This window comes from Flavobacterium sp. (assembly GCF_027483985.1).
GTDB lineage: Bacteria > Bacteroidota > Bacteroidia > Flavobacteriales > Flavobacteriaceae > Flavobacterium.
The window spans coordinates 16,993-40,090 of record NZ_JAIXTJ010000032.1; the positions used below are offsets into that span (position 1 = coordinate 16,993).

The following is a 23,098-nucleotide window of genomic DNA, read 5'->3' on the forward strand; positions in this document are numbered from 1 at the left end:
CTAATGAAATATTACATTGTCATTCCATCACACAACGAAGAATCTTTGATTTCTTTGACACTTCAATCTTTGGTTGAACAAACTGTTTTGCCCACAAAAATTGTTGTGGTAAATGATAATTCTACTGATAAAACAGAAGATGTTGTCAATTCATTTGTCTCAAAATATTCTTTTATTTCTTTAGTAAACAAAACATCTGATGCCATTCATTTGCCCGGAAGTAAAGTCATTCAGGCATTTCAAAAAGGATATGAAACTTTAGATGAAAACTATGATTTTATTGTAAAAGCAGATTCTGATTTAATTTTTCCAAAAAACTATTTTGAAACTATAGTAAAACATTTTCAATCAGATGAACGAATTGGAATGGCTGGAGGTTTTTGTTATATAGAAAAAAATGGTGAATGGATTTTGGAAAATCTTACAGATAAAGATCATATTCGTGGCGCATTGAAAGCCTACAGAAAAGAAACGTTCAAGCAAATTGGCGGATTAAAACCAGCAATGGGTTGGGATACTGTTGATGAATTGCTATGTAAATTCTATAATTGGAAAGTAGTTACTGATGAAAGTTTGCATGTAAAACACTTAAAACCAACAGGCGCAAACTACAACAAAACAGCTCGTTACAAACAAGGTGAGTCATTTTATTCTTTAGGTTACGGATTTATTATTACTGCCATCGCTTCTATAAAATTGGCAATGATGAAGAAAAAACCATTACTATTTATAGATTATATTAAAGGTTTTTGGAAAGCTAAATCATCTAAGAAACCGCTTTTAGTAACCGAAGAACAAGCTAAATTTATACGTAGTTACCGACTTAAAAAGATGAAAGAAAAATTGTTTTAAAGTTTTAATCCCTCTTTCAAATAAAATTATAGTATTTTTACTGCCAACTATAAACTGAACACTGAACCCTTATAAAATGATGTTAATTCGTTATTTAACGCAAATAGGAAGATATTTCTTGATGCTAAAAGAAGTATTCAACAAACCAACCAAATGGTCGGTAATGAAAGGCTTGATTTTGAAAGAAATTGATGACCTTGTTATTGACTCACTTGGTATCGTTGCTTTTATCTCATTTTTCGTTGGAGGTGTTGTTTCTATACAAACGGCTTTAAACTTAACCAATCCGTTAATTCCAAAATATCTTATAGGTTTTGCTACTAGACAATCGGTAATATTGGAGTTCGCTCCTACTTTTATCTCGATCATTATGGCAGGAAAAATGGGATCGTTTATAACTTCAAGTATTGGTACGATGCGCGTAACTGAACAAATTGATGCTCTTGAAGTTATGGGAGTAAATTCGTTAAACTACCTAGTTTTCCCGAAAATAATTGCACTTTTATTATATCCTTTTGTTATCGGAATTGCAATGTTTCTAGGTATTTTAGGTGGTTGGATGGCTGGTGTTTATGGTGGATTTACAACTAGTAACGAATTCATATCAGGAATACAAACCGAATTTATACCATTTCACATTACCTATGCTTTTATAAAAACTATTGTTTTTGCAATGATTTTAGCTACAATTCCCTCTTTTCACGGTTACTATATGAAAGGTGGCGCTTTGGAAGTTGGAAAAGCAAGTACCGTTTCTTTCGTTTGGACTTCGGTAGTAATCATTTTGGTCAACTATATTTTAACTCAATTACTTTTAACGAATTAACCAATGATAGAAGTAAAAAACGTAGAAAAATCGTTCGGAGAATCTAAAGTTTTGAAAGGAATTTCAGCAACTTTTGATGCAGGTAAAACTAATTTAATTATTGGTCAAAGTGGTTCGGGTAAAACCGTTTTATTAAAATCTTTATTAGGTATTTTTACTCCTGATGTTGGTACCATTTCGTTCGATGGCAGAATCTATTCTGAACTTAGTCCTGATGAAAAACGTTCTTTGAGAACCGAAATCGGAATGGTGTTTCAAGGAAGTGCGCTTTTTGATAGTATGACAGTTGAAGAAAACGTTGGTTTTCCGTTAAAAATGTTCACAACAAAATCTCCTGAAGAAATCAAAGAACGAGTTAATACTGTAATTGATAGAGTTAATTTAATAAACGCCAATCACAAAAAACCTTCTGAGATTTCAGGCGGAATGCAAAAACGTGTTGCGATTGCAAGAGCAATCGTAAACAATCCAAAATATCTTTTTTGTGATGAACCCAATTCTGGTTTAGACCCAAAAACTGCTATTGTAATTGATAACTTAATTAACGAAATAACCGTAGAATACAATATCACAACAGTTGTCAATACACACGATATGAATTCGGTGATGGAAATTGGTGATAAAATTATTTTCCTTAAAAATGGAATTCTCGCTTGGGAAGGTACCAAAAAAGACATTTTTAAAACTGATAATGAAGCGATTGTAGATTTTGTATACTCATCTAACTTGTTTAAAAAAATTAGAAAAGCACAAAACAAAGAGGAATAAAGTTAATAAGCTCTTATTAAATATATCCAACCTGTTCTTGATGCTCGATTTTCAAAATCAAGTAAGTAGTAATACGTTCCATCGGGTAATAATTTGTTACTATTCTTTTGTTGACCATACCATTGATTGGTATAATTATCTTGTTCATAAACCAACATTCCGTATCGATTATAGATTTTTAGGTTTCTAATATCAGTGAAACCCGATAAATCAAAAGTTTCATTAGCTCCATCACCATTGGGTGAAATCCCATTCGGAATTGTACACATTGTATTCAAAACCTCAATAGACTGATTTGTACTGCAACCATTACTATTGGTAATCACCACTGCATAATTTCCTTTAGGCAGATTCGAAATCTGAATTGGATTGCTCGTACTCGTAAAACCATCTGGACCTGACCATAAGAAGGAATCTGTACTTACATTCAAACCATCAGCAGAAACAACTTTGACCGTATAAACATCATTTACGCAATTAGCTTCAATGGTATAAACTGGATTGGAGTTAACCACGATCGTTTTCGATACAGAAGAAATACAGCCATTTACATTAGCAATTAACGTATAGGTTCCGCTTAAACTGGTATTTGCTGTATTGAAAGTCAAATTTTGAGTAGTTGCATTAAAGTTGTTTGGTCCATTCCATTGATAAGTAGCATTTGGAATGGTATCTGTTATAAACTGAATTGCATCACCACTACAATAGTTACTCGCAACAGTAACAACTGGCACTGTAGCAATAGGATTAAAACTGATAGTAACAACAGCTTCGTCCAAAGTATTACAAAATCCAGATACGCTGTATTTAAAAGTATAATTCCCGTAAGGAATACCAATTGGCAACCAGTTATTTCCTGATAACATTCCGCTATTGGTAGTTTCTTGCCAAACACCTCCGGTATCATATGTTCCGTTTAATATTGTAAATAAATTTACGGTATTCGTGCTTCCACAAATTACTAAATTACCATCTAAACCTGCGTTTGGAACTGCATTTAATGGAATGGTATAGGAAATAATTTTATCTATGCAAGAACCTGCAGCAGTTGAATAAATTCTAACATAGTAAGTTCCTGCAGCAAGAGCAGAATTAAACGGATTAAATGTTAAAACATTAGTTGTACTAAGAATTGTTGACGTATTGGTTCCTTTCCACCATTGATAATTTAAAAACGAAAAGGGTTGAACCGACAAAGAACCAGCTTGACCTTGACATAAATTACTCGCAGTTATTGAAGGTTCGGGCAAAGTAGTTATATCAAATAAACGATTAACAATATTTCCACATTGGTCTTGAACCTGAAAATTATAAATACCAGGTTGCAATCCAGAAAATAAATTAGACGTACCGTTATTCACCACAAAAGGCAACCCATCTTTAGTTGTAATTTTATAGTTCAATGGCGGAAAACCATTAGCTTCAATGACTACTTGCGTTCCTTGATTGACACAAGGCAATGCATATGCGGCAGTTATAGATAATCCTCCTGTATAGTCAAAAGTTCTAATATTTTCGATACAATTTAACAAAGTTGGACTTCCGTTTGAAAAGTATTGATAAGTTTGCAAAATTCTGAATTGACCTAAAGATGCAATATTGATATTAGTTGTATTATTTAATATGCTCAATGAGTTACTACTTGTTGGCAACGTATTTGAACTATATACAACACCAGTAGTTGGATGCATCCATTGACCAGTAATTGAATTGTACTTTTGTAACCAAAATTGCGACGCATAAGCACTATTATTGTTGTAATTCATAACCAAATCAAATGACCCACAATTGGAAACCACTTGTATACTTTCTGTAGTGGTGCGATAACCTGTAATAAATCTAGTTTCGGTTCTTTCTACATTACAAACATCTTTCGAGTAAAAAGTATAACTTCCTTCCGGTAATGAATTCATATAAAAGATACCATTTGCAGCAATATTAAAACTCACATTATAAGGTAAAGTAAATGAAAAAGTACTTGGAGCTGCAGTAATTGTAACTACTTGCAGTGGTCCATTTGTACTAATTAATCCGATAGAATTTAAACCAATACCACAACCTTTTCTATCTAAAAAAACCAACGGATCATTACCTACTTGATTGGTTATCGTTGCAGTTAAAACATAATTAACACCACAATTATCTGTAACCGTTAAGGAATAATTTCCGGCAGGCAAATTTGTTATAAGTGCAAACATACCATTAGGATTAGCCAAAGGAACATTGTATGGTAATATTTGATTAAATGTGGTAGGAGCACTTGTTATTTTAATTGCACTAATTGTTCCGCCAGTGCTATTTACATTAATTGCGCCATCATTTGAAAGACAACCTTGAAAACTATTGCCAAATGCAGTCATTGATACACTTCTTGTGGGAACAATTATTTCGTATTGAAATGTCGTTCCACAAACATCTAAACCCGTAAAATTATAAGTTCCTGATGGCAACTGCATGTTAAATACTCCCGAATTTATATTAAATGAAACGTTATACGGAAAAGTTTGATTTATTGTTGATGGTCCGCTAGTCATAATAACTGATGTTACAAGTGGTCCGCCATTTGGAATGGTAACATTAGCTAATCCCAAACAAGAATCAGCGACTGGAACTACTTGAAAACCCGGCAAAACTTGCTGAATTGTGACTTGAGTTTGAATTGATCGTCCGCAAGCATCAACTACTTGAATGGTGTAATTACCACTTGGTAAATTATTAGAACTAGTTCCACTATAAACCAAAACACTAGAATTAAACGGTCCAGGATGACTTGAATTATAAAGACTTGGATTAAAACCTGCTGGTGCTGAAATAAAACTTGTTGTGTAAGGTGGTAAAAAATCACACAAACTCAATTCTATGCCACTAATGCAGTTGGAATAAAGTTGTTGAGAATTCAATGCAATTTGTCCGAAAACTGGAATTGCATTTTTAACATAAGCTGTACCACAGGCATCAGTAACCCTGATAGAAAACGTGTAGTTTTGAGCATAAAAAAAAGGTACAACTAATGAAACAACTTGATTTATTGCATTTCCTGAATTTACTGTTTGACTCTGAACAATTGGTGTGCCGCCAGAAGGTGGAACTATTGTTGTTTGAATAGTTAACGGATATCTAATTGAAGTATTCGGATTGGCCGTTACCAAAAAATTTCCTGAAATTGTCGTGCAAGAGTTAAGCGTACACGATTTTATAAAATCTCCTATAGTAAGATTTGGTGTAATAGAAAAACTCAATGTAAATGTTTGAACTACACCTTCGCCGCAAGCATCATTTACCCTAATGTTGTATGTTCCTGCTCCTAATCCTGAAAATATATTTGAAGATTGAGGTGGCACAATTACTGGTCCAGAAGTAATTTCATAAGAAACTGGACTTCCAGTTAAAACATTTGCAATTATACTTCCCGTATTACAACTTGTTTGCAGACTTGTCAATCCGTAAGTTAGTAAAACTCTAGTATCGTTTATTTGAATATTCTGTTGAGCGCTATTTGATAAATTACCTAAAGTTTGATTTGCAATCACAAGATAATTTCCAGCCGCTAACCCATTGTAAGTAGTATTAACAGTTGAACCTATTGGTGTTGTAGTATTTGGCAAACTATAAATACTGTAAGTAATCGTTGCGCCAGGCGTAGTTCCTGATGTTGAAAAACTTAACGTTCCATTTCCAGTGCAGGATTCGTTTGTCTTTGTGACAACTAAACTAAAACTTGACAATTGTGCAAATGACAACTGAAACGACAAAACAAAAAAGAAAATTAGATGTAAATGATTAAAACTTGTTTTGCCTTTCATAAATTATATTTTTTTAGATAAGATGAATAAATTTACAAAAGGTTGCGCTATTATTTTAAAAAAATACCTACAAATTATTAGCCAAACCTGTTATTCTCTTTATATCTTGTTCTTTAGATTTTGGATAAATCATTAAAACGCCCTCTTTATCAACAATGATGTAATCGTGCAACCCATCAACAACAATAATTTTGTTAGCATCAGAACGAATAATATTATTCGAAGCATTTTCTAAAATAACTTTGGCGTTTATTACACCATTATTATTTTCATCTTTGTCAATTTTTTCATGCAGTTGACCCCAAGTTCCTAAATCATTCCAATCAAAAGTTGCCGGAAGAACATAAACATTACTTGCATTTTCCATTACGGCATAATCAATTGAAATATTTTCCGCTAAAGCATAATTTTGAGTGATAAAATCTTTTTCAGAAGAAGTATTATAACAATCCATACCATTCAAAAACAAAGCGTTCATTTGAGGTTGGAATTTTTCAAAAGCTGTAGTTATTGATTTAACACTCCAAATAAAAATACCTCCATTCCACAGAAAATTTCCTGCCTCTAGAAATGATTTTGCCGTTTCATAATTGGGTTTTTCTCTAAACTGATTTACTTTTTTTATTTGATTTTCATCCGATTGATCATATTCAATATATCCAAAACCAGTATTCGGGAATGTTGGCTGAATACCTAGAGTTAGTAACGCATCTTCTTTTTGACAAAAATCAAAACATTGCTGTAAATTAGCTACAAAAGCCTCTTCATCTTCAATCCAATGATCACTTGGCGCGACTACCATTACTGCATCTGGATTTTCTTTTTTAATTTTTAATGAAGCATATAAAATACATGGAGCAGTATTTCGCATTGCTGGTTCAAGCAAAACTTGTTCTTGTTTTACCATTGGCAATTGCTCTAAAACCAAATCATTGTATAATTCATTAGTCAAAATAAGAATATTTTCAGCTGGTATTAATTTAGACAATCTACCAAATGTTTTTTGAATTAAAGTGTCTCCTGAACCCAACATATCGTGAAATTGCTTAGGAAACTCTGTAGTAGAAACTGGCCAAAATCTCGAACCAACTCCACCAGCCATTAGTATAGCGTAATAATTTTTATTCATATTTATTTGGAAGCACTAAGCGTCTTCACTTTTTTAATTAGAGATACAAATATATTCATAATAAATAGGAGTTGAAGAATTAAAAACAGTAAAAAACTAACTACCAATGCAATATTTATATACAATAAATTATCAAACAAAGGAAAATCATTTGGATTGTTAAATATCGAATAAGGAAAAACTAGCACTAAAATTGAAAACAAAGAACCAAAAATATGAATTTTTGAAAGCAATTTAAGAAGCATAATTTTTAATAAATCAAATGCGCCATAAAGTATAAAAAAGAATACTAGAAAAAAGGACAACAACCCATAAAATTGATTATAAGCCATTACGTAATAGGTATCGCCTATATTAACATCAATACTCTCCTTTTTAGCAGTTAAAGCTAGTATGAATAAAACAATCGAACCAAAAAGTAGAAGATAGTAATTTTTAAATTTCATCATTTTATCCCGGAATTATTTCAACCTCAGCGTTGGCATTAAACAGAAAGACAGCTCCTGATTTCACTTCAATACATTCATAGCGTTTTACTCGAAGTCCTTTTTTCTGAAAAATTCTTCCGTTTTTAATTCTGAACAAACTACCGCTTGGCACTTCGTGAATATAATGAACATCTGGTTTTCTCTCATCAAATTGTTTCAAAGCAAAAGCTAATTTAGCATCGGTGTCGCTACTTGCTGTCGGATTTCTAAAATGGTTAGCAACTAAAGGCAACACAGAATTAGGAAAAATCTCCGGACGAATAAAAGGAATCATTAATTGCTGAAAAGTCATCTTCCACTCTACTCCGTGAGGCAAAATTTTTCGTCCGTATTTTTCAAAAGCTACTAAATGTGCTATTTCATGCACAAGAGTGATCAAAAATCGGTATTTATTCAAGTTGGCATTGACCGTGATTTCGTGTTTCCCTGAAAGTCCTCTGCGATAGTCACCGTGGCGAGTTTGCCGTTCGTTAACAATTTTTAGATGCACCGAATTGGTCTTGATTAACTCAAAGCAAGATGAAACAGCGTGTTCAGGAAGATATTTTGATAAGACTTCGCTCATTTATTTATCAATATTCTTATTTGAGTCTAGTAATGATTTTGCATTAATCGAAGAAACAACTTTTTTTCCCGTTTTAGCTTCTAATTCTTTCATAGCAACTTTTGCAACGTTTCCGCCTTGTTTTGCTACTTTTTTATTTTCTTCAAAAGTTTCAGGATGCACTGCTTGAGAAATATCTTTTGTAGACGCTTCTGCTAACATATTTAATATCAATTCGGTATTAGTCATGTTATCACGAAGATTTTCTTTTTTTAATCCTTTTAGAATTTTATACTCTTTGGTGGTTTTTCCAGACCAAGATTTTGAAATAATATCCGTTAAAGTTGCAAACTGTTGTCCTTCTTTTAATCCTCTATTTTTCCACTCATCGGTAAGTTCTTTACGAATTTCAATACTTTTTAACCGTTGATTTATCCAGTTTTTGGAATATCCTAACTGTAAATATTGTTCTAAAGCTCGGTCAATAGTCAATTCTGGATCTTGCAATTCGTCTAATCTTTCTGAAGCAACTTGAGCCAACCAAAGTTTAAAAGGTTCCGCTTTTGGTGAAGGAATAGACTGAATTAACCTGAAAAGTTGTTCTGTATCAGCGACATCTGTTTTGTAGAACTTACCATCCGAAGATTGCATTTTGAGTTGTCCGATATTTTCGGACAACTGACTTCCTTCTTTCTTTAATTTAGATTTTAAATCACTCCAATACTTCCTAGACCTGTCGGTTTCTGTCAAAACTTCTATAACATCAATTATAGAAACAAACCATTTTTCTTGATCAACATCCCAAATGGTTCTTACTTTTTTGTCCTCAAATAACTGAATGGCGTTTACTTTTGTCATTTTTGTATAATTTAAATGCAGGTACAATTTACAAAAATAATTTAATATCTATGGCGTCGAAGAAGAAACCTGTAACACTTTGCCATTATAAAATCTATTCCCAGTTAAAGCAAAATTAAAAATATAATCGGCCATTTCTTTTGGCGAAATTGGTGCTTCATAACCCGGAAACGCTTCTTGTAACATTTCGGTATTAACAGCTCCAAGTGCTAAAACATTAAACGCAATTCCTTGATCTTTATATTCTTCAGCCAATAATTCAGATAAAGTAATTACTGCGCCTTTACTCGAAGAATAAGCTGCCAATCCAGGAAATTTCATACTTCCTTGAATTCCACCCATTGAACTTACAGACACTACGTGACTTCCTTTTTGCATGTAAGGTAAACACGTTCTTGTTAAATTAGCTACGCCAAAAACATTAACTTTATATACTGCTTCAAAATCAGATTGTGTTAACTGCGAAAATGGTTTATTGATTAAACTTCCTGCATTATTTATCAAAATATCGACTTGCTTCCAAGAGGAAGAAATGAATTTATCGATTTCTTGCATATCGGCTTCAATTGAAATATCGACTGACAAGCAGGTAACGTTTGCATGAGCTATTAATTCTTGTGGTGTTTTTCTAGAAATTGCCAAAACTTGGTGTCCTTCATTAGCAAATTGCAAAGCTAACTCATATCCTATCCCGCGTGAAGTTCCTGTAATAATTATATTTTTCATCTTTATTTTTACTTGATTGTAAAGATAAAAACTTATTTGGAATACTTTTTATAAAACTTGAAAGCTTGTAAAAATCCCAAACCAATAAACACCAACGGAATAATCGCTTTCATTAAATAATTTGCTAAAAAATCGGTTTGGTTGGTAACATAATCTAACGATAAGATTAAGACTAACATTCCGCTGAACGTGCCTAAAACAGTTCCGAAAACATAAAAATATTTTCGATTTTTAGAAACTTCAATATAATTAGCATTAAGTAAGTATAAATTCCAGCTGGTCCAAAATGGGATTTGAATAAAATTTAAACAACTCAAAATCAAACCAACAGCAAAAGAAGAATAGCCCACATATTTTTCTAGAACCGATGTAGAAGAGGCTTCTTTATTGGCACTTGAATAAAAGATAAAAGCCAACAAAAACATAAATACAATAGAAAAAGCTTCAATAAACTTTATGATTTTTTTATTTTCATTCAATTGCTTTGCAAATAGTAATGTAAAGTAAATCACTAAAAACTCAATAGAAATAACACCAAATAAATACAAAATCGTTTCGTTCAATCCGAATTTCTTAAAAACATCATAACCAACAATATTCAAGTAACCAAGCGGAATTGAGCCAATAAAACTGACTAAAAATCCGACGAATATGTTTTTTACTTTAATCACAAATGGTTTATACTATTTTCAAAAATTAGAAACAAGTTAAAAATTTACAATCTTATTGCTTTGTTCTAAATGTAATTTATACTGATGCATTCCTTCTTTGTGACTTAAGTAAGGAAAACCTCGTTTGTGATTTTGAACGCTAATTTTATACATATAAGTAATATGACGCGCTAATTCTTTCCAAGCAAAAAAGATAGAATGTTTTGGATCATAAATATGAGTTGGTTCACTCGCAGCACCATTTATTTCAACAATCGAATAATTAATTCCGGCTTCTAAATCACTCCAAGAATCATACATAACATCTAATCGACCAAAATAAAATTCGTGAATTTCTTGACACATTTCATCAATTGACTGATGCAATTTATCGGTTATCAAATGGCTTACATCAATAAACTTCGCGCCACGAGCGTGATTTCCGTAGGGAACTAAATTTAGTTTCTTGCCATTTTCTAAAACCTCATCAAATCGATTTCCAAAATCTTTTCTAATGTTTTCAAGTTGCAATTCAAATCTTGGATTAGCGCGAATTAATTGTTCGATAGTTTGGGTTCCGTTTCCTTCAATAATGACATATTCTTTACCGACTATTCCTGTAACTTTTCCTTTCTTTTCATTAGGAAATCGCACATAAAAAATCCCAACTTCATTGGAATAAGGAATTAAATCTTGAATTAAATAATCAAAATTGGCGCTTTGATTATAGGTTTTTAACTCCTCCAGATTATGAATTTTTTTTACCGCTGAACCACGCAAACCAATATCAGGTTTTGCGATAAATGGAAACTGTATTTGCGTAGCTGAAAGAATAGTTGTTACTTTTTCAAAATCGTTGTTCTCTTTTATTAATTCCGTTTTTGGATAATATTTTTGAGGAATAATATCATAAATTTCTTTTTTGCTTTCGGCCATAAAGCCGCCATTCTTCATTGTTGGATTACAAGAATTAAAAAAGAAAATTGTTCTTGCTTTTAGTGCATAAAAAGCCCATAAAAAATAAATAGGAATATAGACTATCTGAAAAGGCCAATATTCCCAATGTATAAGTTTGTGAAAAAATAGTTTCAAATTATTTTGAAGTAATTATGTTTGTTGATTGATTTTGATTTTGCAAATCAAGGTACGAAAGTACAACTTTATTTTGTTCAATTACAGATTGGGTTATACTCAAAGTTTTCATTTCATCATTTCTGTTAATGATCAATCCGTTTTCGGAATCATCCGGATTTGCATGTTGATGAAAATGAAATAATTTATCGGCAGTAATTTCATTAGAAGACATAAATTTCGAAAATAAATTTTGTCTTTCTTCTCTTATATTTTTTGGATACAAGGTTGCTGAAGACCACAAATGATATTGCTTTTTATCTAATTCTAAAGTAGATTTTTCTACTTCATTCCAGCGCAATTGGTACAGTTTTTCATCTTGATACAACACAATGGTAAAAGGCTCAATTTGATCTAAATCAATTGTGTTCCATTCCTCAATAGGCGAGTTTGACGTAATTAAATCTAACACAATCAAACCGCGACTTTTTCTGTAAAAAGGTTTTAGTTGGTGTTTTTCGTCAGCACCATTTAGTAAAACTATTGTTGTCGTGTTATCTGCAACAGCATACCACGTTCCGCCAGCTTTTGGATCTTTTGGAAAAAAAATTTCTTTGTTATTTACCAGATATTTTTGAGGTTCAATAGCACTCGGACGCGCTACTTTTTCATCACGATTATGTGTTAAAATTGCTTTTCCGTTAGAAAAAACAAAACTTACTGTGCACATTGTTTGCGGTATTCAATTGTAGAACGTGCAACTCCAAAATTAGCATCAATAGTGATAGCATCGTTTTGCAAAACAGCCACTTTTATTAGAGCTTGATGATGAATGCAATGTTCTAAATTATATAGCAATTCTCTGTTGTAATTACTTTCAATTTCAATAGTTTCACCATCAATAATTTGATGCAAAATAATATTTTTATTGGGTTTATCTAGTGTATCAATAATGCCTTGAATTGCTGTTTTAGCAGTTTGCGTGCAGGTTTGAATTGCATAATCGCGTTTTCTACTGTCATAATTCACAATACCACTTTCATATTGATTTTCTAAACATTGAAAAAGTTCAATGATATGTCGAGTATGTTCCCCAATAGTTGCATTACTTAGATCTTGACATTGACAAGTATAATCTTCATTTGTTAATTGTGATAACAAATCGTCTAACTCGTTTAAAGTATTTTTTACAGAAGGAATTAACATAGGTACTGAATCTTTTTAATATTTACGAGATAAGATATCTATTAGATTTGTTTAATCCTTAGCAAATCTAGAAATTTATGTTTTTGATTATAAATTAATATCAAGCAACAAAGAAACGTAATTATTGCCAAAATAAAAAGTGTACCACCATCGTTTTTTATTTCAATCCCTAAAATTAACAAATGCGACAATATTGCGCCAAGCATCGTGCCCGCACCAAGTATTGCTCCTAGTAAAGACTTACTTGGAATCATTATTAAAACAGATGCTATTAATTCAACTATTCCCGATCCAATTCTACCAAAAGGTTCTATCCCTAATTTGGAAAATATGTAAACACTTTCCGCAGCACCAGAAAATTTGAAAAATAATGTCTGCAAAAGAATTACTATTGCAATACTTTTTACTATCCAGATAAGAATGGGTTTTTGCATCATATATTATTATTTAATTACTGTTTTTCTTCCAATTACTATCTGCTTTTCTCTTTAGATTAGTTTCGTCTTTATTCCAACTTTTTAATGTGTTATTAAAGAAAGCATTATAAAACAAATACAACTTACCCTCTATAATTTTGAATGTTTCAGGGTTAATTTCAACTTTTTCGCCATAATCACCCATAGCAAAAGCGCACCAACCACCATATTGTGGTTCATAACTTGATGGATTTTTCAAGAATAAATCTTTGTGTGCTTGTGTAGAAAAATAATAAATTACTCCTTCATAAGTTGTTGCTAAAGCAGCTTTACCTTTAACCGCCTTTTTTAAAGTAAAATAAGCAATTGGATCATATCCTTGGATAGCAACCTTATTTTCTAAATTAAATTCTTTTAATCGTTTTGCAGTTGTTTGCGAAAAAGTTGTTAATGACAATAGCATTACAACCAATAAGATTATTTTTTTCATAAGATAATTATTTAAAATGAGAATTTATAAGACATTCCAACAACCAAAGCTCTTGTTAATCCGTCAGGACGACTATCTCTGACTGCAAATGGTGTTGCTATGGAAAGTTCAACACTGTTTTTTTTATCCAGATTATAAATTGACAGCAAGTTTCCGTTAACGGTCAATCCGTTAGAGCCAACAATGGTCTGTCTTTGTGCAAAAATAGTTTCATAACTGTCTTCACCTAAATGATAAATGAATAATAAATTAGGTTTAAAAACAAATTTTTGGTTTTTAGTTTTTAACGAATAAGTTGCTCTAAACAAAGCATCTGATTTTCTTTGAAACAAATTGGTTGACGGAAAATCGGTAGTTCCAGAAAACTCACTAAAATAAGAATTCTTGTTGTTGTTAAAAACTGGAATTTGAATAACCGCATTGAAATCCCATTTTTTGTATTTTAAATTAGTTCCAAGAAACAAATCGAACGTTCCTAAACTGGCTTGATAATCTAACGGTAAAGAAAAACCATTAATTTTGAGATTAGCACTAGTAAATGGAATCTTCCAACCCGCAACAACACTCCATTGTTTACTATCTTTTTCATTAAATATATAATTTCCGATTACAAAAGCATCGCCAAAACTAGCTCTTGTTCCAAAACTTCCATTAGCTGATGAAAAAGTAATACGTGTAGTTAACGAAAATTTATCCGATAGTTTTCTTGTATAAGCAATGAAAGGAGAAATATAAGTCACATCAGCTTCACCTACTCCAAAAACTGTGGCTACTTCTATTGTATTATTAAACGATGATTCTGATGACTCAAATGTTTTTCCAACAGAACAAATTCCGGCGTCGCTACAACCTTGCGCAAATAAAGTTAAATTTGTTGCAACCAAGCAAATTATTAAAATCAATTTTTTCATAACTTAATTTTGTATAATTGCTGCAACCGCAAAAAGATGGTTGTATTGTTGGCAATGAATTAAAACGTGGGAATAATCATTTATAGTTACACCTTGAGGAATAGAATAAATGGTACTTGATGTTAAATTTCCTAAAGTCACAAAATCAGTTGGAGTATCTGCTTTAGACAAATAAATCTTTAAATCAGGACCATCTGAAATAGTGAATGCATCGAGTTTTAATTTATACCGATTGTTTTCTAAATAAATCTTAAAACCACCTGAAACATTTATTCCAGATGTTGGAGCAAAAATTCCAGAATGTTTTAAAACTGCTGCGTCAGAAATTGTATTTGCAAACAATTCATCTTTTGTAAGTTCACCTTCTTGTTCACAAGAAAACAAAAAGAATACAATGGAAATCATAAATAATTTTTTCATAGCATTTCGATTTTTATAAGGTCAAAAATAAATACTATGGAACCGACCAATTGTCGGCTAATTTACAATTGGGTGAAAATAATTTACAATTTAGAAATATCGTCTATAATTATTTCCTTTCTGTTATAATAAATAAAGTTTTTTTCCTCCAATTCACTTAACAATAAAGTCGCCGTTTGACGAGATGTACAAATAATTTGAGCGATATCTGTTTGGGTTAAATAATTAACAATTGTTACTTTAGTTCCATCAAATTTGCCTTCACGTTGTGCCCAATCTTTCAAGAAAGAAAGTAATCGTGTTTTAGCATCTTTTGAAACTAAATTGGAATAATTATTTTTAAATCGTTTCATTTTTAATCCTACAAACTTTGTGTAAGACAAAGCCAAAGTTGGATTTCGAACCAATAAATCTTCAAAATCAGACAGAATAAAACTGCAAATTGAAACCTCATCGGTTAGTGCTTTAGCATATTCATTTACATCAGTGTCGTGTTCTAATGAAAGTTCTCCAAACAAATCGCCTTTTTGAAGAATTTCTTTTATGGTTTCATTGCCTTCTTCATCAATAGAAACAATTTTGATATTCCCTTTTTTAAGTAAAAAAATTCTAGGAACATCTGACGAGGAAAAATAAATAACGTCTCCTTTTTTAGCTTTTTTAAATCCTGTAATGATGCACAACTGCTTTATTTGCGACATACTCAATGTCCAAAACAACTTATGATCACGAAGATACCAGTATTTTAATTCGTCATACATAGTGTAAAAATATAAAAAACCCTCCAAGAAAAATACTTGAAGGGTTTTAAAATTTTATAATTATAAATTTATAAAGACAATCCTCTTGAAATTACTATTCGTTGAATTTCAGAAGTACCTTCATATATTTGAGTAATTTTAGAATCACGCATCATACGTTCTACGTGGTATTCAGCAACATAACCATTTCCACCGTGAATTTGAACGGCTTCATTAGCAACTTCTAAAGCAATTTCAGAAGCGTAAAGTTTTGCCATTGCACCTGAGTGCGCAATATCTTTTCCTTCGTCTTTTTCGCAAGCTGCTTTCATTACTAATAATCTAGCGGCTGTAACTTTTACATACATATCAGCCAATTTGAAAGCAATTGCTTGATGATTGAAAATTTCTTTTCCGAAAGCTTTTCTTTCTTTAGAATATTTTAAGGCAATTTCATAAGCACCAGTTGCAATTCCTAATGCTTGAGATGCAATTCCGATTCTTCCTCCATTTAAAACGTTCATTGCGAAAGCAAATCCGAAACCATCTTCTCCGATTCTATTTTCTTTTGGAACCTTTACATCATTAAATAATAATGAATGCGTATCACTTCCGCGAATTCCCATTTTTTTCTCCTTTGGTCCGATATCAAAACCTTCCCATCCTTTTTCAACAATAAAAGCGTTGATTCCTTTGTGTCCTTTTTCAATGTCGGTTTGCGCAATTACTAAATAAGTGGAAGCCGTTGAACCATTGGTAATCCAATTTTTTGTTCCGTTTAACAAATAGTGATCACCTTTGTCTATTGCAGTAGTTTTTTGAGAAGTAGCATCACTTCCAGCTTCTGGCTCTGACAAACAAAAAGCACCAATAACCTCACCTTTAGCAAGAGGAACCAAATATTTCATTTTTTGTTCTTCGCTGCAATACTTCTCTAATCCTGCACAAACCAAAGAGTTATTTACCGACATAATTACGGCTGCCGAAGCATCAATTTTAGCAATTTCAGTCAATGCTAAACAATAAGAAACACTGTCTAAACCTGCGCCGCCATATTTTGGGTCGACCATCATTCCCATAAAACCAAGATCTGCCATCATTTTGACTTGCTCTGTTGGGAATTTAGAATGTTCGTCTCTTTCAATTACTCCAGGTAATAGTTCGGCTTGAGCAAAATCTTTTGCAGCTTGCTGAATCATCAAATGCTCTTCGGTAAGATTAAAATCCATATCTTTAAAAGTATAAATGTATATTGTAAAATGTAAATTGTATTTTTGAACGCCAAAAGTACATTTTAAAACTTAAAATTTCAAACGATTTCGTAAATTTAGAATATGTTTAAAGAATCTTATAGTATTATCGGAGTAATGTCAGGTACTTCGCTTGATGGAATCGATTTAGCACATATCGATTTTACGATAAAAGATAGTAAGTGGAACTACCAAATCCTTGAATCAGAAACTATTTCTTATTCTCAAGATTGGTTAAACAAATTGAAAGTTGCTGTAAGCTTTTCGGAAGAAAATTTGATTGAATTAAATAAAGAGTATACCGAGCTTTTAGGAAACATCATAAAATCATTTATCGAAAGAAACTCAATTTCAAACATCGATGCCGTTTGTTCGCACGGTCACACTATTTTACATCAACCACAAAACGAATTTACACTTCAAATTGGAAATCTTCCAAAAATTGCAGAACTAATTAAGGAGAAAGTGGTTTGCGATTTTCGAGTGCAAGATGTACAACTTGGTGGTCAAGGTGCACCGCTAGTTCCAATCGGTGATAGAATTTTATTTTCAGAATATGATTATTGTTTGAATTTAGGTGGATTTTCTAATGTTTCTTTTGAAGATAATTCAAAACGAATTGCTTTTGATATTTCGCCTGTTAATACCGTTCTTAATTTTTATGCCAATAAATTAGGATTAAATTACGACGACAAAGGAAAAATTGCGCGTTCTGGAAAAGTAAATTCTGATTTATTAAACGAATTAAACGCTTTAGATTATTATCAAAAATCGTTTCCAAAATCACTCGGATTTGAATTTGTTAAAGAAATTGTGTTGCCATTGATGGAAAAATATTCCATTTCAATTGAAGACAAGATGCACACTTTTACCGAACATATTGCTTTGCAAACTTCATCAGCCTTACCAAACAAAACCGGAAAAATATTAATCACCGGCGGCGGCGCTTATAATGATTTTTTAATTGAACGAATGCAATTTCACTTACCAAAAATTGAAATCATCATTCCTGATAACAAAACATTAGAATTTAAAGAAGCGTTGATTTTTGCACTTTTAGGCGTTTTGAAATTACGAAATGAAATTAATGTTTTGAGCAGCGTTACTGGTGCTAAGATGGATCATTCTTCTGGTGTGATTTATTAAGATAGTATCATTTTTAGAAAATACACTATTTTTAAAAACCTTATATTTGCAACACAAACAAATTAACTAACTAAAACCTGCGTCTGAAACAAATTCAGATTAAATACAATGAAAGATTTACTTAAAAAATTTGAAAATAAACAACCCGAAATAGTATTCAATTGGAAAGATAGCGAAACCGAAGCCGAAGGTTGGACAGTAATCAACTCACTTCGTGGTGGCGCAGCTGGCGGTGGAACTCGTATGAGAAAAGGATTGGATATGAATGAAGTTCTGTCGTTAGCCAAAACAATGGAAGTGAAATTTACTGTTTCTGGTCCGGCAATTGGTGGCGCAAAATCAGGTATTAATTTTGACCCGAATGATCCTCGCAAAAAAGGCGTTTTACAACGTTGGTACAAAGCCGTTTCACCATTATTAAAAAGTTATTACGGAACCGGTGGCGATTTGAATGTTGATGAAATTCACGAAGTAATTCCATATACAGAAGAATGTGGTGTTTGGCATCCGCAAGAGGGTGTTTTTAACGGACATTTCAAACCAACAGAGGCTGATAAAATCAATAGAATTGGACAATTGCGTCAAGGCGTTATCAAAGTAATTGAAAATCCAAAATTCTCACCTGACGTATTAAGAAAATACACCGTTGCCGATATGATTACTGGATATGGCGTGGCTGAAGCAGTTCGTCATTATTACAACACCTATGGCGGTGATTTTAAAGATAAAAAAGCTATCGTTCAAGGATTTGGAAATGTAGGTTCGGCTGCTGCTTTTTACTTAGCTGAAATGGGTGTAAAAGTTATCGGAATTATTGACCGTGATGGTGGAATCATCAACGAAAACGGATTCTCATTTGAAGAAATCAGACGCTTATTTTTAAATAAGGATGGAAACAAATTAGTTGCCGAAAACATGATTCCATTTGAAGAAATTAATCAAAAAATTTGGACCATTGGTGCCGATATTTTTGCTCCGTGCGCAGCTTCAAGATTAGTAACTAAAGATCAATTGGATAATTTAATCCATTCAGGATTGGAAGTGATTTCTTGTGGTGCGAATGTACCATTTGCCGATAAAGAAATTTTCTTTGGACCTATTATGGAAGAAACGGATAGCAAAGTGAGTTTGATTCCTGACTTTATTTCCAACTGTGGAATGGCTAGAGTTTTTGCCTATTTTATGGAGAAAAAAGTTCAAATGACTGATGAAGCTGTTTTTTATGACATTTCTGAAACCATCAAAAAAGCCATTGAACGGGCACACGATTTGAATTCAGATAAGAAAAATATAAGTGCAACAGCATTTGAAATTGCATTAAAACAATTAGTATAAGTGAAAACCACTGGGTTATTCAAATCCTTTTTTGAGAGTGAAAAAGCTGGCGGATTGGTTTTATTAATTTGTACAGTCATTTCTCTTGTCATTGCAAATTCTTCATTTTCTGAAGAATATATTGCTATGTGGCATTACCAAATTGGCAGTCACAGTGCAGAACATTGGATAAATGATGGATTGATGACTATTTTCTTTTTATTAATTGGATTAGAATTAGAACGTGAAGTTTACATAGGAGAGTTATCTAAAATAAAAGACGCCATTTTACCTGTTTCAGGAGCTTTGGGCGGAATGTTAATTCCTGCTCTAATTTACTTCGCTATCAATGTAGGAACTTCTACAGAACATGGAATCGGAATTCCAATGGCAACAGATATTGCTTTTGCTATAGGAATTTTATCTTTATTAGGAAACAGAGTTCCTATTTCACTAAAAGTTTTTCTGACTGCTCTTGCTGTTATCGACGATTTGGGTGCTATAATTTTAATCGCTCTTTTTTATACCAAAACGATTTATTTTACCAATCTTATTATCTCTCTTTCTATTTTTGGAGTTCTTTTGATAATGAATCGATTGAAAGTAACTAACTTGATTTTATATCTTGTAGGAGGAATTTTTATGTGGTATTTTATGTTGAATTCTGGAGTTCATGCAACAATCACCGGAGTTTTATTAGCCTTTGCGCTTCCTTTTGGAAATGGAAGTTCTAAAACTATTTCGTCGCAATTACAACATTGGTTACATCATCCTGTGGCATTTATTATCATTCCAATATTTGCATTGTGCAATACAGCCATTGTGATTAGTAACAATTGGATTGACAATTTTTCTGAATCCTATTCATTAGGCATCATTTTTGGACTGGTACTAGGGAAACCAATTGGAATTTTTCTTTTTACCTATTTATCCGTTAAATTAAAATTGACCCATTTACCGGAGGATCTAAATTGGAAGAAAATTATAGGTGTTGGATTTCTTGGAGGAATCGGATTTACAATGTCTATATTTGTTACACTTTTAGCTTTTGAAGACAACCAAATAATTACTAACTCGAAGTTTATGATATTAATTGGTTCTTTAATTTCGGGCTTAATTGGTTTTTTTTGGCTCAAGAAAAGTTTATCAAATGTTAATGCCTTGCAAGAAGAATAACAATTTTTAGTATATTTCGACGTTAAAACATATAAAAACAGTACTAATGAGTTTAGATTCTACACCTGCTGACAAAAAAAAATCGCTAATAATCGCGACCCTTATCTATGCTGTATTGCTATTGATTATGTTTTTCATACGCTTTTGGCCTCCATCTGACGCTGAACTATTAACAATGTCTGGTGGCGGTGGCGGTGGCGGAGTTACTGTTAACTTTGGTGATACTGATTTTGGTTCTGGTGCAGATTTTCAGAGTAAAGAGTTAGATGTTAAAGAAGTTTCAAAAAATAATGAAGCAGAACCAACTCCTGATGAAGATATAATTTCTGAAGATACCGATGCTGACAAAACGGATGCGGTAATTCCGAAAACTAAACCTGTAAAAAACCCAAAACCAATTGTAAAACCTGAAATTAAGAAACCTGTTGAAGTAAAAAAACCTGTAAAAAAAGTTGATGATGCTTTAGCAAATATTTTAAAAGGGAATAAAAAAGGTGGTGATGGAAACAGCGGAACATCAGGTAATCAAGGTCGAGCTAATGGAGACATAAATTCTAATGGTTATTCTGGAACTGGTGGAACTGGTGGAGGATCTGGTGGAGGAAACGGAACTGGCAATGGCACAGGAACTGGACCTGGAAGTGGTTCGGGAAGCGGTGGTGGAAATGGAAGTGGTAACGGTTTAGGTAACGGAGCAGGATATTCATTAGGTGGAAGAAAAGCACTAGAAAAACCAGCTCCATCAAATAACTGTAATGAGGCTGGAAAAATTGTTGTAGAAGTAACGGTTGATAAAAATGGTAAAGTAATAAGTGCGGAGAGAAAAAGAGGTGTCGCCGGAGTAAGCGTAAGCAGTTGCTTAATGGCTGAGGCAAAAAGAGCGGCATTGAATACGAAATGGTCTGCAAGTCCTACAGGTGCAGAAAAACAAGTAGGAACCATAACATACAATTTTAGTTATGAATAAATATGCAATAAAATGATTAGCTAGCCTTAACTTCGCTTAACTTTTATTGCAATTAGAGTTCACTGAACTTAGTTTTTAAACAATATAAAAAATGCTTCCATTGTTTGGAAGCATTTTTTATTGTAATGAAAAGCAGGAAAATAGAATACTAACAAATCCCGAACCATTCACTCCTATTTAGAATTATTAGTTGCTATGACAAACTTTAATTTGTTCTTTACTCCGATTTGTAATACATCTACCAAATCCTGTACTTGCAGATTAAAAGGAATTCTTATTACTACTGTTTGGTCTTTAGCATCGCCCATTTGAGCCAACAAAGAAGCTTCAAGTTGGTCAAAAGCTACTTCTTGCTTATCAAGATAAAAGCGTTTGTCTTCGGTTACGGATAAGCTTATTAGTTGCTTATTGGTTTTCTCACTTGTTTTTGATTTTGGCAACGTCATTTTTATCACATTCGGATTTGCTAATGTGGAAATGATTAAGAAAAACAATAATAAGAAAAACATAATGTCGCTCAAAGATGAAGTAGCAACTTCTGCGTGAAATCGTTTATTTCGTTTTACCATTTGGACGTTGAATTATGTTTACAAAATCAAGAACTTGTTTTTGAATTGCTAAGGTAAAACTATCAATTCTACCATTATATAGGTGATAAGCTGAATAAGCAATAATACCAACAACTAATCCCGCTCCTGAACTAATCATTTTTTCATACAAACCACCTGAAATGTTCCCAATACTAATATCTTCTGTTTGAGAAATACTGTAGAAAATTTTAATAACACCTGCAATAGTACCGATAAATCCAAAAGTTGGTGCTATACCTGCAATTAGTCCTAATTGCCCTAGTTTCTTCTCCATTTCACCTACTTCAATATTAGCAGCACGTTCCATATTTGATTCTATTTCGGAAATAGGTCGACCAATAGTCAAAATTCCTTCTCTAAGCACATAACCAGATGCAGTATTGCTCCTGTCAGCAACTGACACTGCCATATCAATATTTCCAGCATTCAAATTATCACGAATATCTCTAATCAAATTTGGATCAATTACGGCTCGTTTCTGAATATAAAAATAACGTTCAATAATTATATAAAAAGTATAAAATAGCAAGAGTGCGATTGGAATAAGAAAAAAACCTCCTTTTAAAATAAATCCCAAAACAGAAATTTCAGTGGTTTTTACAGTGCCTTCAATTACTGCTCCAGTAGCTTGAGCAATAGTATCATTTTGGACTTGAAGAAAAAAATTAATCATATAAATTAGATTTTTGATTTAGTTGTTAAAAATAATCTCAAATTTGCACTAAAGATAAATTCTAATACAATATTAAACTACAAA

The 23,098-nt window shown here is 32.3% G+C and carries 25 protein-coding genes; 7 read left to right on the top strand and 18 right to left on the bottom strand.

Annotated elements, in window-relative coordinates:
- The first annotated feature begins 3 nt into the window (after positions 1 to 3).
- From Q0050_RS08480 to Q0050_RS08490, 3 genes are all read left to right on the top strand, one after another.
- Complete coding sequence (locus Q0050_RS08480; RefSeq protein ID WP_298394249.1) at positions 4 to 852, top strand: glycosyltransferase family 2 protein; 849 nt, start codon at positions 4 to 6, stop codon at positions 850 to 852.
- Between the two features lie 76 nt (positions 853 to 928).
- Complete coding sequence (locus Q0050_RS08485; RefSeq protein ID WP_298394252.1) at positions 929 to 1,678, top strand: ABC transporter permease; 750 nt, start codon at positions 929 to 931, stop codon at positions 1,676 to 1,678.
- A 3-nt stretch (positions 1,679 to 1,681) separates the two neighbouring features.
- Entirely contained in the window at positions 1,682 to 2,446 is a 765-nt protein-coding gene (locus Q0050_RS08490) for an ABC transporter ATP-binding protein (protein ID WP_298394254.1), read from the top strand.
- Between the two features lie 2 nt (positions 2,447 to 2,448).
- Here the strand turns inward: Q0050_RS08490 and Q0050_RS08495 are convergent, their stop codons facing one another.
- The 16 genes from Q0050_RS08495 to Q0050_RS08570 all read right to left on the bottom strand — a co-directional run bounded on the left by Q0050_RS08495 (position 2,449) and on the right by Q0050_RS08570 (position 17,127).
- Positions 2,449 to 6,249: a gliding motility-associated C-terminal domain-containing protein gene (locus Q0050_RS08495; RefSeq protein WP_298394256.1), complete on the bottom strand. Its 3,801-nt coding sequence runs from the start codon at positions 6,247 to 6,249 to the stop codon at positions 2,449 to 2,451.
- A 67-nt stretch (positions 6,250 to 6,316) separates the two neighbouring features.
- Positions 6,317 to 7,378 carry a mannose-1-phosphate guanylyltransferase gene (locus tag Q0050_RS08500; protein ID WP_298394258.1) on the bottom strand — a complete coding sequence of 354 codons (1,062 nt, stop codon included), beginning with the start codon at positions 7,376 to 7,378 and terminating at the stop codon, positions 6,317 to 6,319.
- 2 nt (positions 7,379 to 7,380) lie between these two features.
- Positions 7,381 to 7,827: a hypothetical protein gene (locus tag Q0050_RS08505; RefSeq protein WP_298394261.1), complete on the bottom strand. Its 447-nt coding sequence runs from the start codon at positions 7,825 to 7,827 to the stop codon at positions 7,381 to 7,383.
- 1 nt (position 7,828) lies between these two features.
- On the bottom strand, positions 7,829 to 8,431 hold the full coding sequence (locus Q0050_RS08510; protein WP_298394264.1) for a SprT-like domain-containing protein: 603 nt from the start codon (positions 8,429 to 8,431) through the stop codon (positions 7,829 to 7,831).
- On the bottom strand, positions 8,432 to 9,268 hold the full coding sequence (locus tag Q0050_RS08515; protein ID WP_298394266.1) for a Bro-N domain-containing protein: 837 nt from the start codon (positions 9,266 to 9,268) through the stop codon (positions 8,432 to 8,434).
- 48 nt (positions 9,269 to 9,316) lie between these two features.
- Complete coding sequence (locus Q0050_RS08520) at positions 9,317 to 9,994, bottom strand: SDR family oxidoreductase (RefSeq protein WP_298394268.1); 678 nt, start codon at positions 9,992 to 9,994, stop codon at positions 9,317 to 9,319.
- A 32-nt stretch (positions 9,995 to 10,026) separates the two neighbouring features.
- Positions 10,027 to 10,665, bottom strand: a complete 639-nt coding sequence (locus tag Q0050_RS08525) for a hypothetical protein (RefSeq protein WP_298394270.1) — start codon at positions 10,663 to 10,665, stop codon at positions 10,027 to 10,029.
- A 36-nt stretch (positions 10,666 to 10,701) separates the two neighbouring features.
- Complete coding sequence (locus Q0050_RS08530) at positions 10,702 to 11,598, bottom strand: D-alanine--D-alanine ligase (RefSeq protein WP_367277165.1); 897 nt, start codon at positions 11,596 to 11,598, stop codon at positions 10,702 to 10,704.
- 139 nt (positions 11,599 to 11,737) lie between these two features.
- The gene (locus tag Q0050_RS08535) at positions 11,738 to 12,445 is read right to left on the bottom strand and encodes an NRDE family protein (RefSeq protein ID WP_298394273.1); all 708 of its coding nucleotides are present in this window, start codon (positions 12,443 to 12,445) and stop codon (positions 11,738 to 11,740) included.
- Positions 12,433 to 12,921: a DinB family protein gene (locus tag Q0050_RS08540; RefSeq protein ID WP_298394275.1), complete on the bottom strand. Its 489-nt coding sequence runs from the start codon at positions 12,919 to 12,921 to the stop codon at positions 12,433 to 12,435. Before Q0050_RS08540 ends, Q0050_RS08535 begins: the two co-directional genes overlap by 13 nt.
- A 41-nt stretch (positions 12,922 to 12,962) precedes the next feature.
- Entirely contained in the window at positions 12,963 to 13,358 is a 396-nt protein-coding gene (locus Q0050_RS08545; protein WP_298394278.1) for a DoxX family protein, read from the bottom strand.
- Between the two features lie 10 nt (positions 13,359 to 13,368).
- Positions 13,369 to 13,827 carry a YHS domain-containing (seleno)protein gene (locus Q0050_RS08550; protein WP_298394281.1) on the bottom strand — a complete coding sequence of 153 codons (459 nt, stop codon included), beginning with the start codon at positions 13,825 to 13,827 and terminating at the stop codon, positions 13,369 to 13,371.
- 11 nt (positions 13,828 to 13,838) lie between these two features.
- Complete coding sequence (locus Q0050_RS08555; RefSeq protein ID WP_298394284.1) at positions 13,839 to 14,738, bottom strand: hypothetical protein; 900 nt, start codon at positions 14,736 to 14,738, stop codon at positions 13,839 to 13,841.
- Positions 14,739 to 14,741: 3 nt separating this feature from the next.
- Entirely contained in the window at positions 14,742 to 15,158 is a 417-nt protein-coding gene (locus Q0050_RS08560) for a DM13 domain-containing protein (RefSeq protein ID WP_298394285.1), read from the bottom strand.
- A gap of 83 nt (positions 15,159 to 15,241) precedes the next feature.
- The gene (locus Q0050_RS08565; protein WP_298394288.1) at positions 15,242 to 15,919 is read right to left on the bottom strand and encodes a Crp/Fnr family transcriptional regulator; all 678 of its coding nucleotides are present in this window, start codon (positions 15,917 to 15,919) and stop codon (positions 15,242 to 15,244) included.
- A 68-nt stretch (positions 15,920 to 15,987) separates the two neighbouring features.
- Positions 15,988 to 17,127 carry an acyl-CoA dehydrogenase gene (locus Q0050_RS08570; protein ID WP_298394290.1) on the bottom strand — a complete coding sequence of 380 codons (1,140 nt, stop codon included), beginning with the start codon at positions 17,125 to 17,127 and terminating at the stop codon, positions 15,988 to 15,990.
- A 105-nt stretch (positions 17,128 to 17,232) separates the two neighbouring features.
- On the opposite strand from Q0050_RS08570, the gene Q0050_RS08575 reads away from it, so the two are divergent.
- The 4 genes from Q0050_RS08575 (at position 17,233) to Q0050_RS08590 (ending at position 21,751) form a co-directional block, all read left to right on the top strand.
- Positions 17,233 to 18,294: an anhydro-N-acetylmuramic acid kinase gene (locus Q0050_RS08575; protein ID WP_298394293.1), complete on the top strand. Its 1,062-nt coding sequence runs from the start codon at positions 17,233 to 17,235 to the stop codon at positions 18,292 to 18,294.
- A 108-nt stretch (positions 18,295 to 18,402) separates the two neighbouring features.
- On the top strand, positions 18,403 to 19,629 hold the full coding sequence (locus Q0050_RS08580) for a Glu/Leu/Phe/Val dehydrogenase dimerization domain-containing protein (RefSeq protein ID WP_298394296.1): 1,227 nt from the start codon (positions 18,403 to 18,405) through the stop codon (positions 19,627 to 19,629).
- Positions 19,630 to 20,784: a Na+/H+ antiporter NhaA gene (gene nhaA, locus Q0050_RS08585; protein WP_298394298.1), complete on the top strand. Its 1,155-nt coding sequence runs from the start codon at positions 19,630 to 19,632 to the stop codon at positions 20,782 to 20,784.
- A gap of 46 nt (positions 20,785 to 20,830) precedes the next feature.
- A complete protein-coding gene (locus Q0050_RS08590; protein WP_298394300.1) occupies positions 20,831 to 21,751 on the top strand; it encodes an energy transducer TonB in 921 nt (306 codons plus the stop codon).
- 173 nt (positions 21,752 to 21,924) lie between these two features.
- Here the strand turns inward: Q0050_RS08590 and Q0050_RS08595 are convergent, their stop codons facing one another.
- A complete protein-coding gene (locus Q0050_RS08595; protein WP_298394303.1) occupies positions 21,925 to 22,320 on the bottom strand; it encodes a biopolymer transporter ExbD in 396 nt (131 codons plus the stop codon).
- Positions 22,304 to 23,011 (bottom strand): MotA/TolQ/ExbB proton channel family protein, encoded by a 708-nt coding sequence (locus tag Q0050_RS08600; protein WP_298394306.1) that lies wholly within the window; start codon positions 23,009 to 23,011, stop codon positions 22,304 to 22,306. Before Q0050_RS08600 ends, Q0050_RS08595 begins: the two co-directional genes overlap by 17 nt.
- Positions 23,012 to 23,098: the final 87 nt, after the last annotated feature.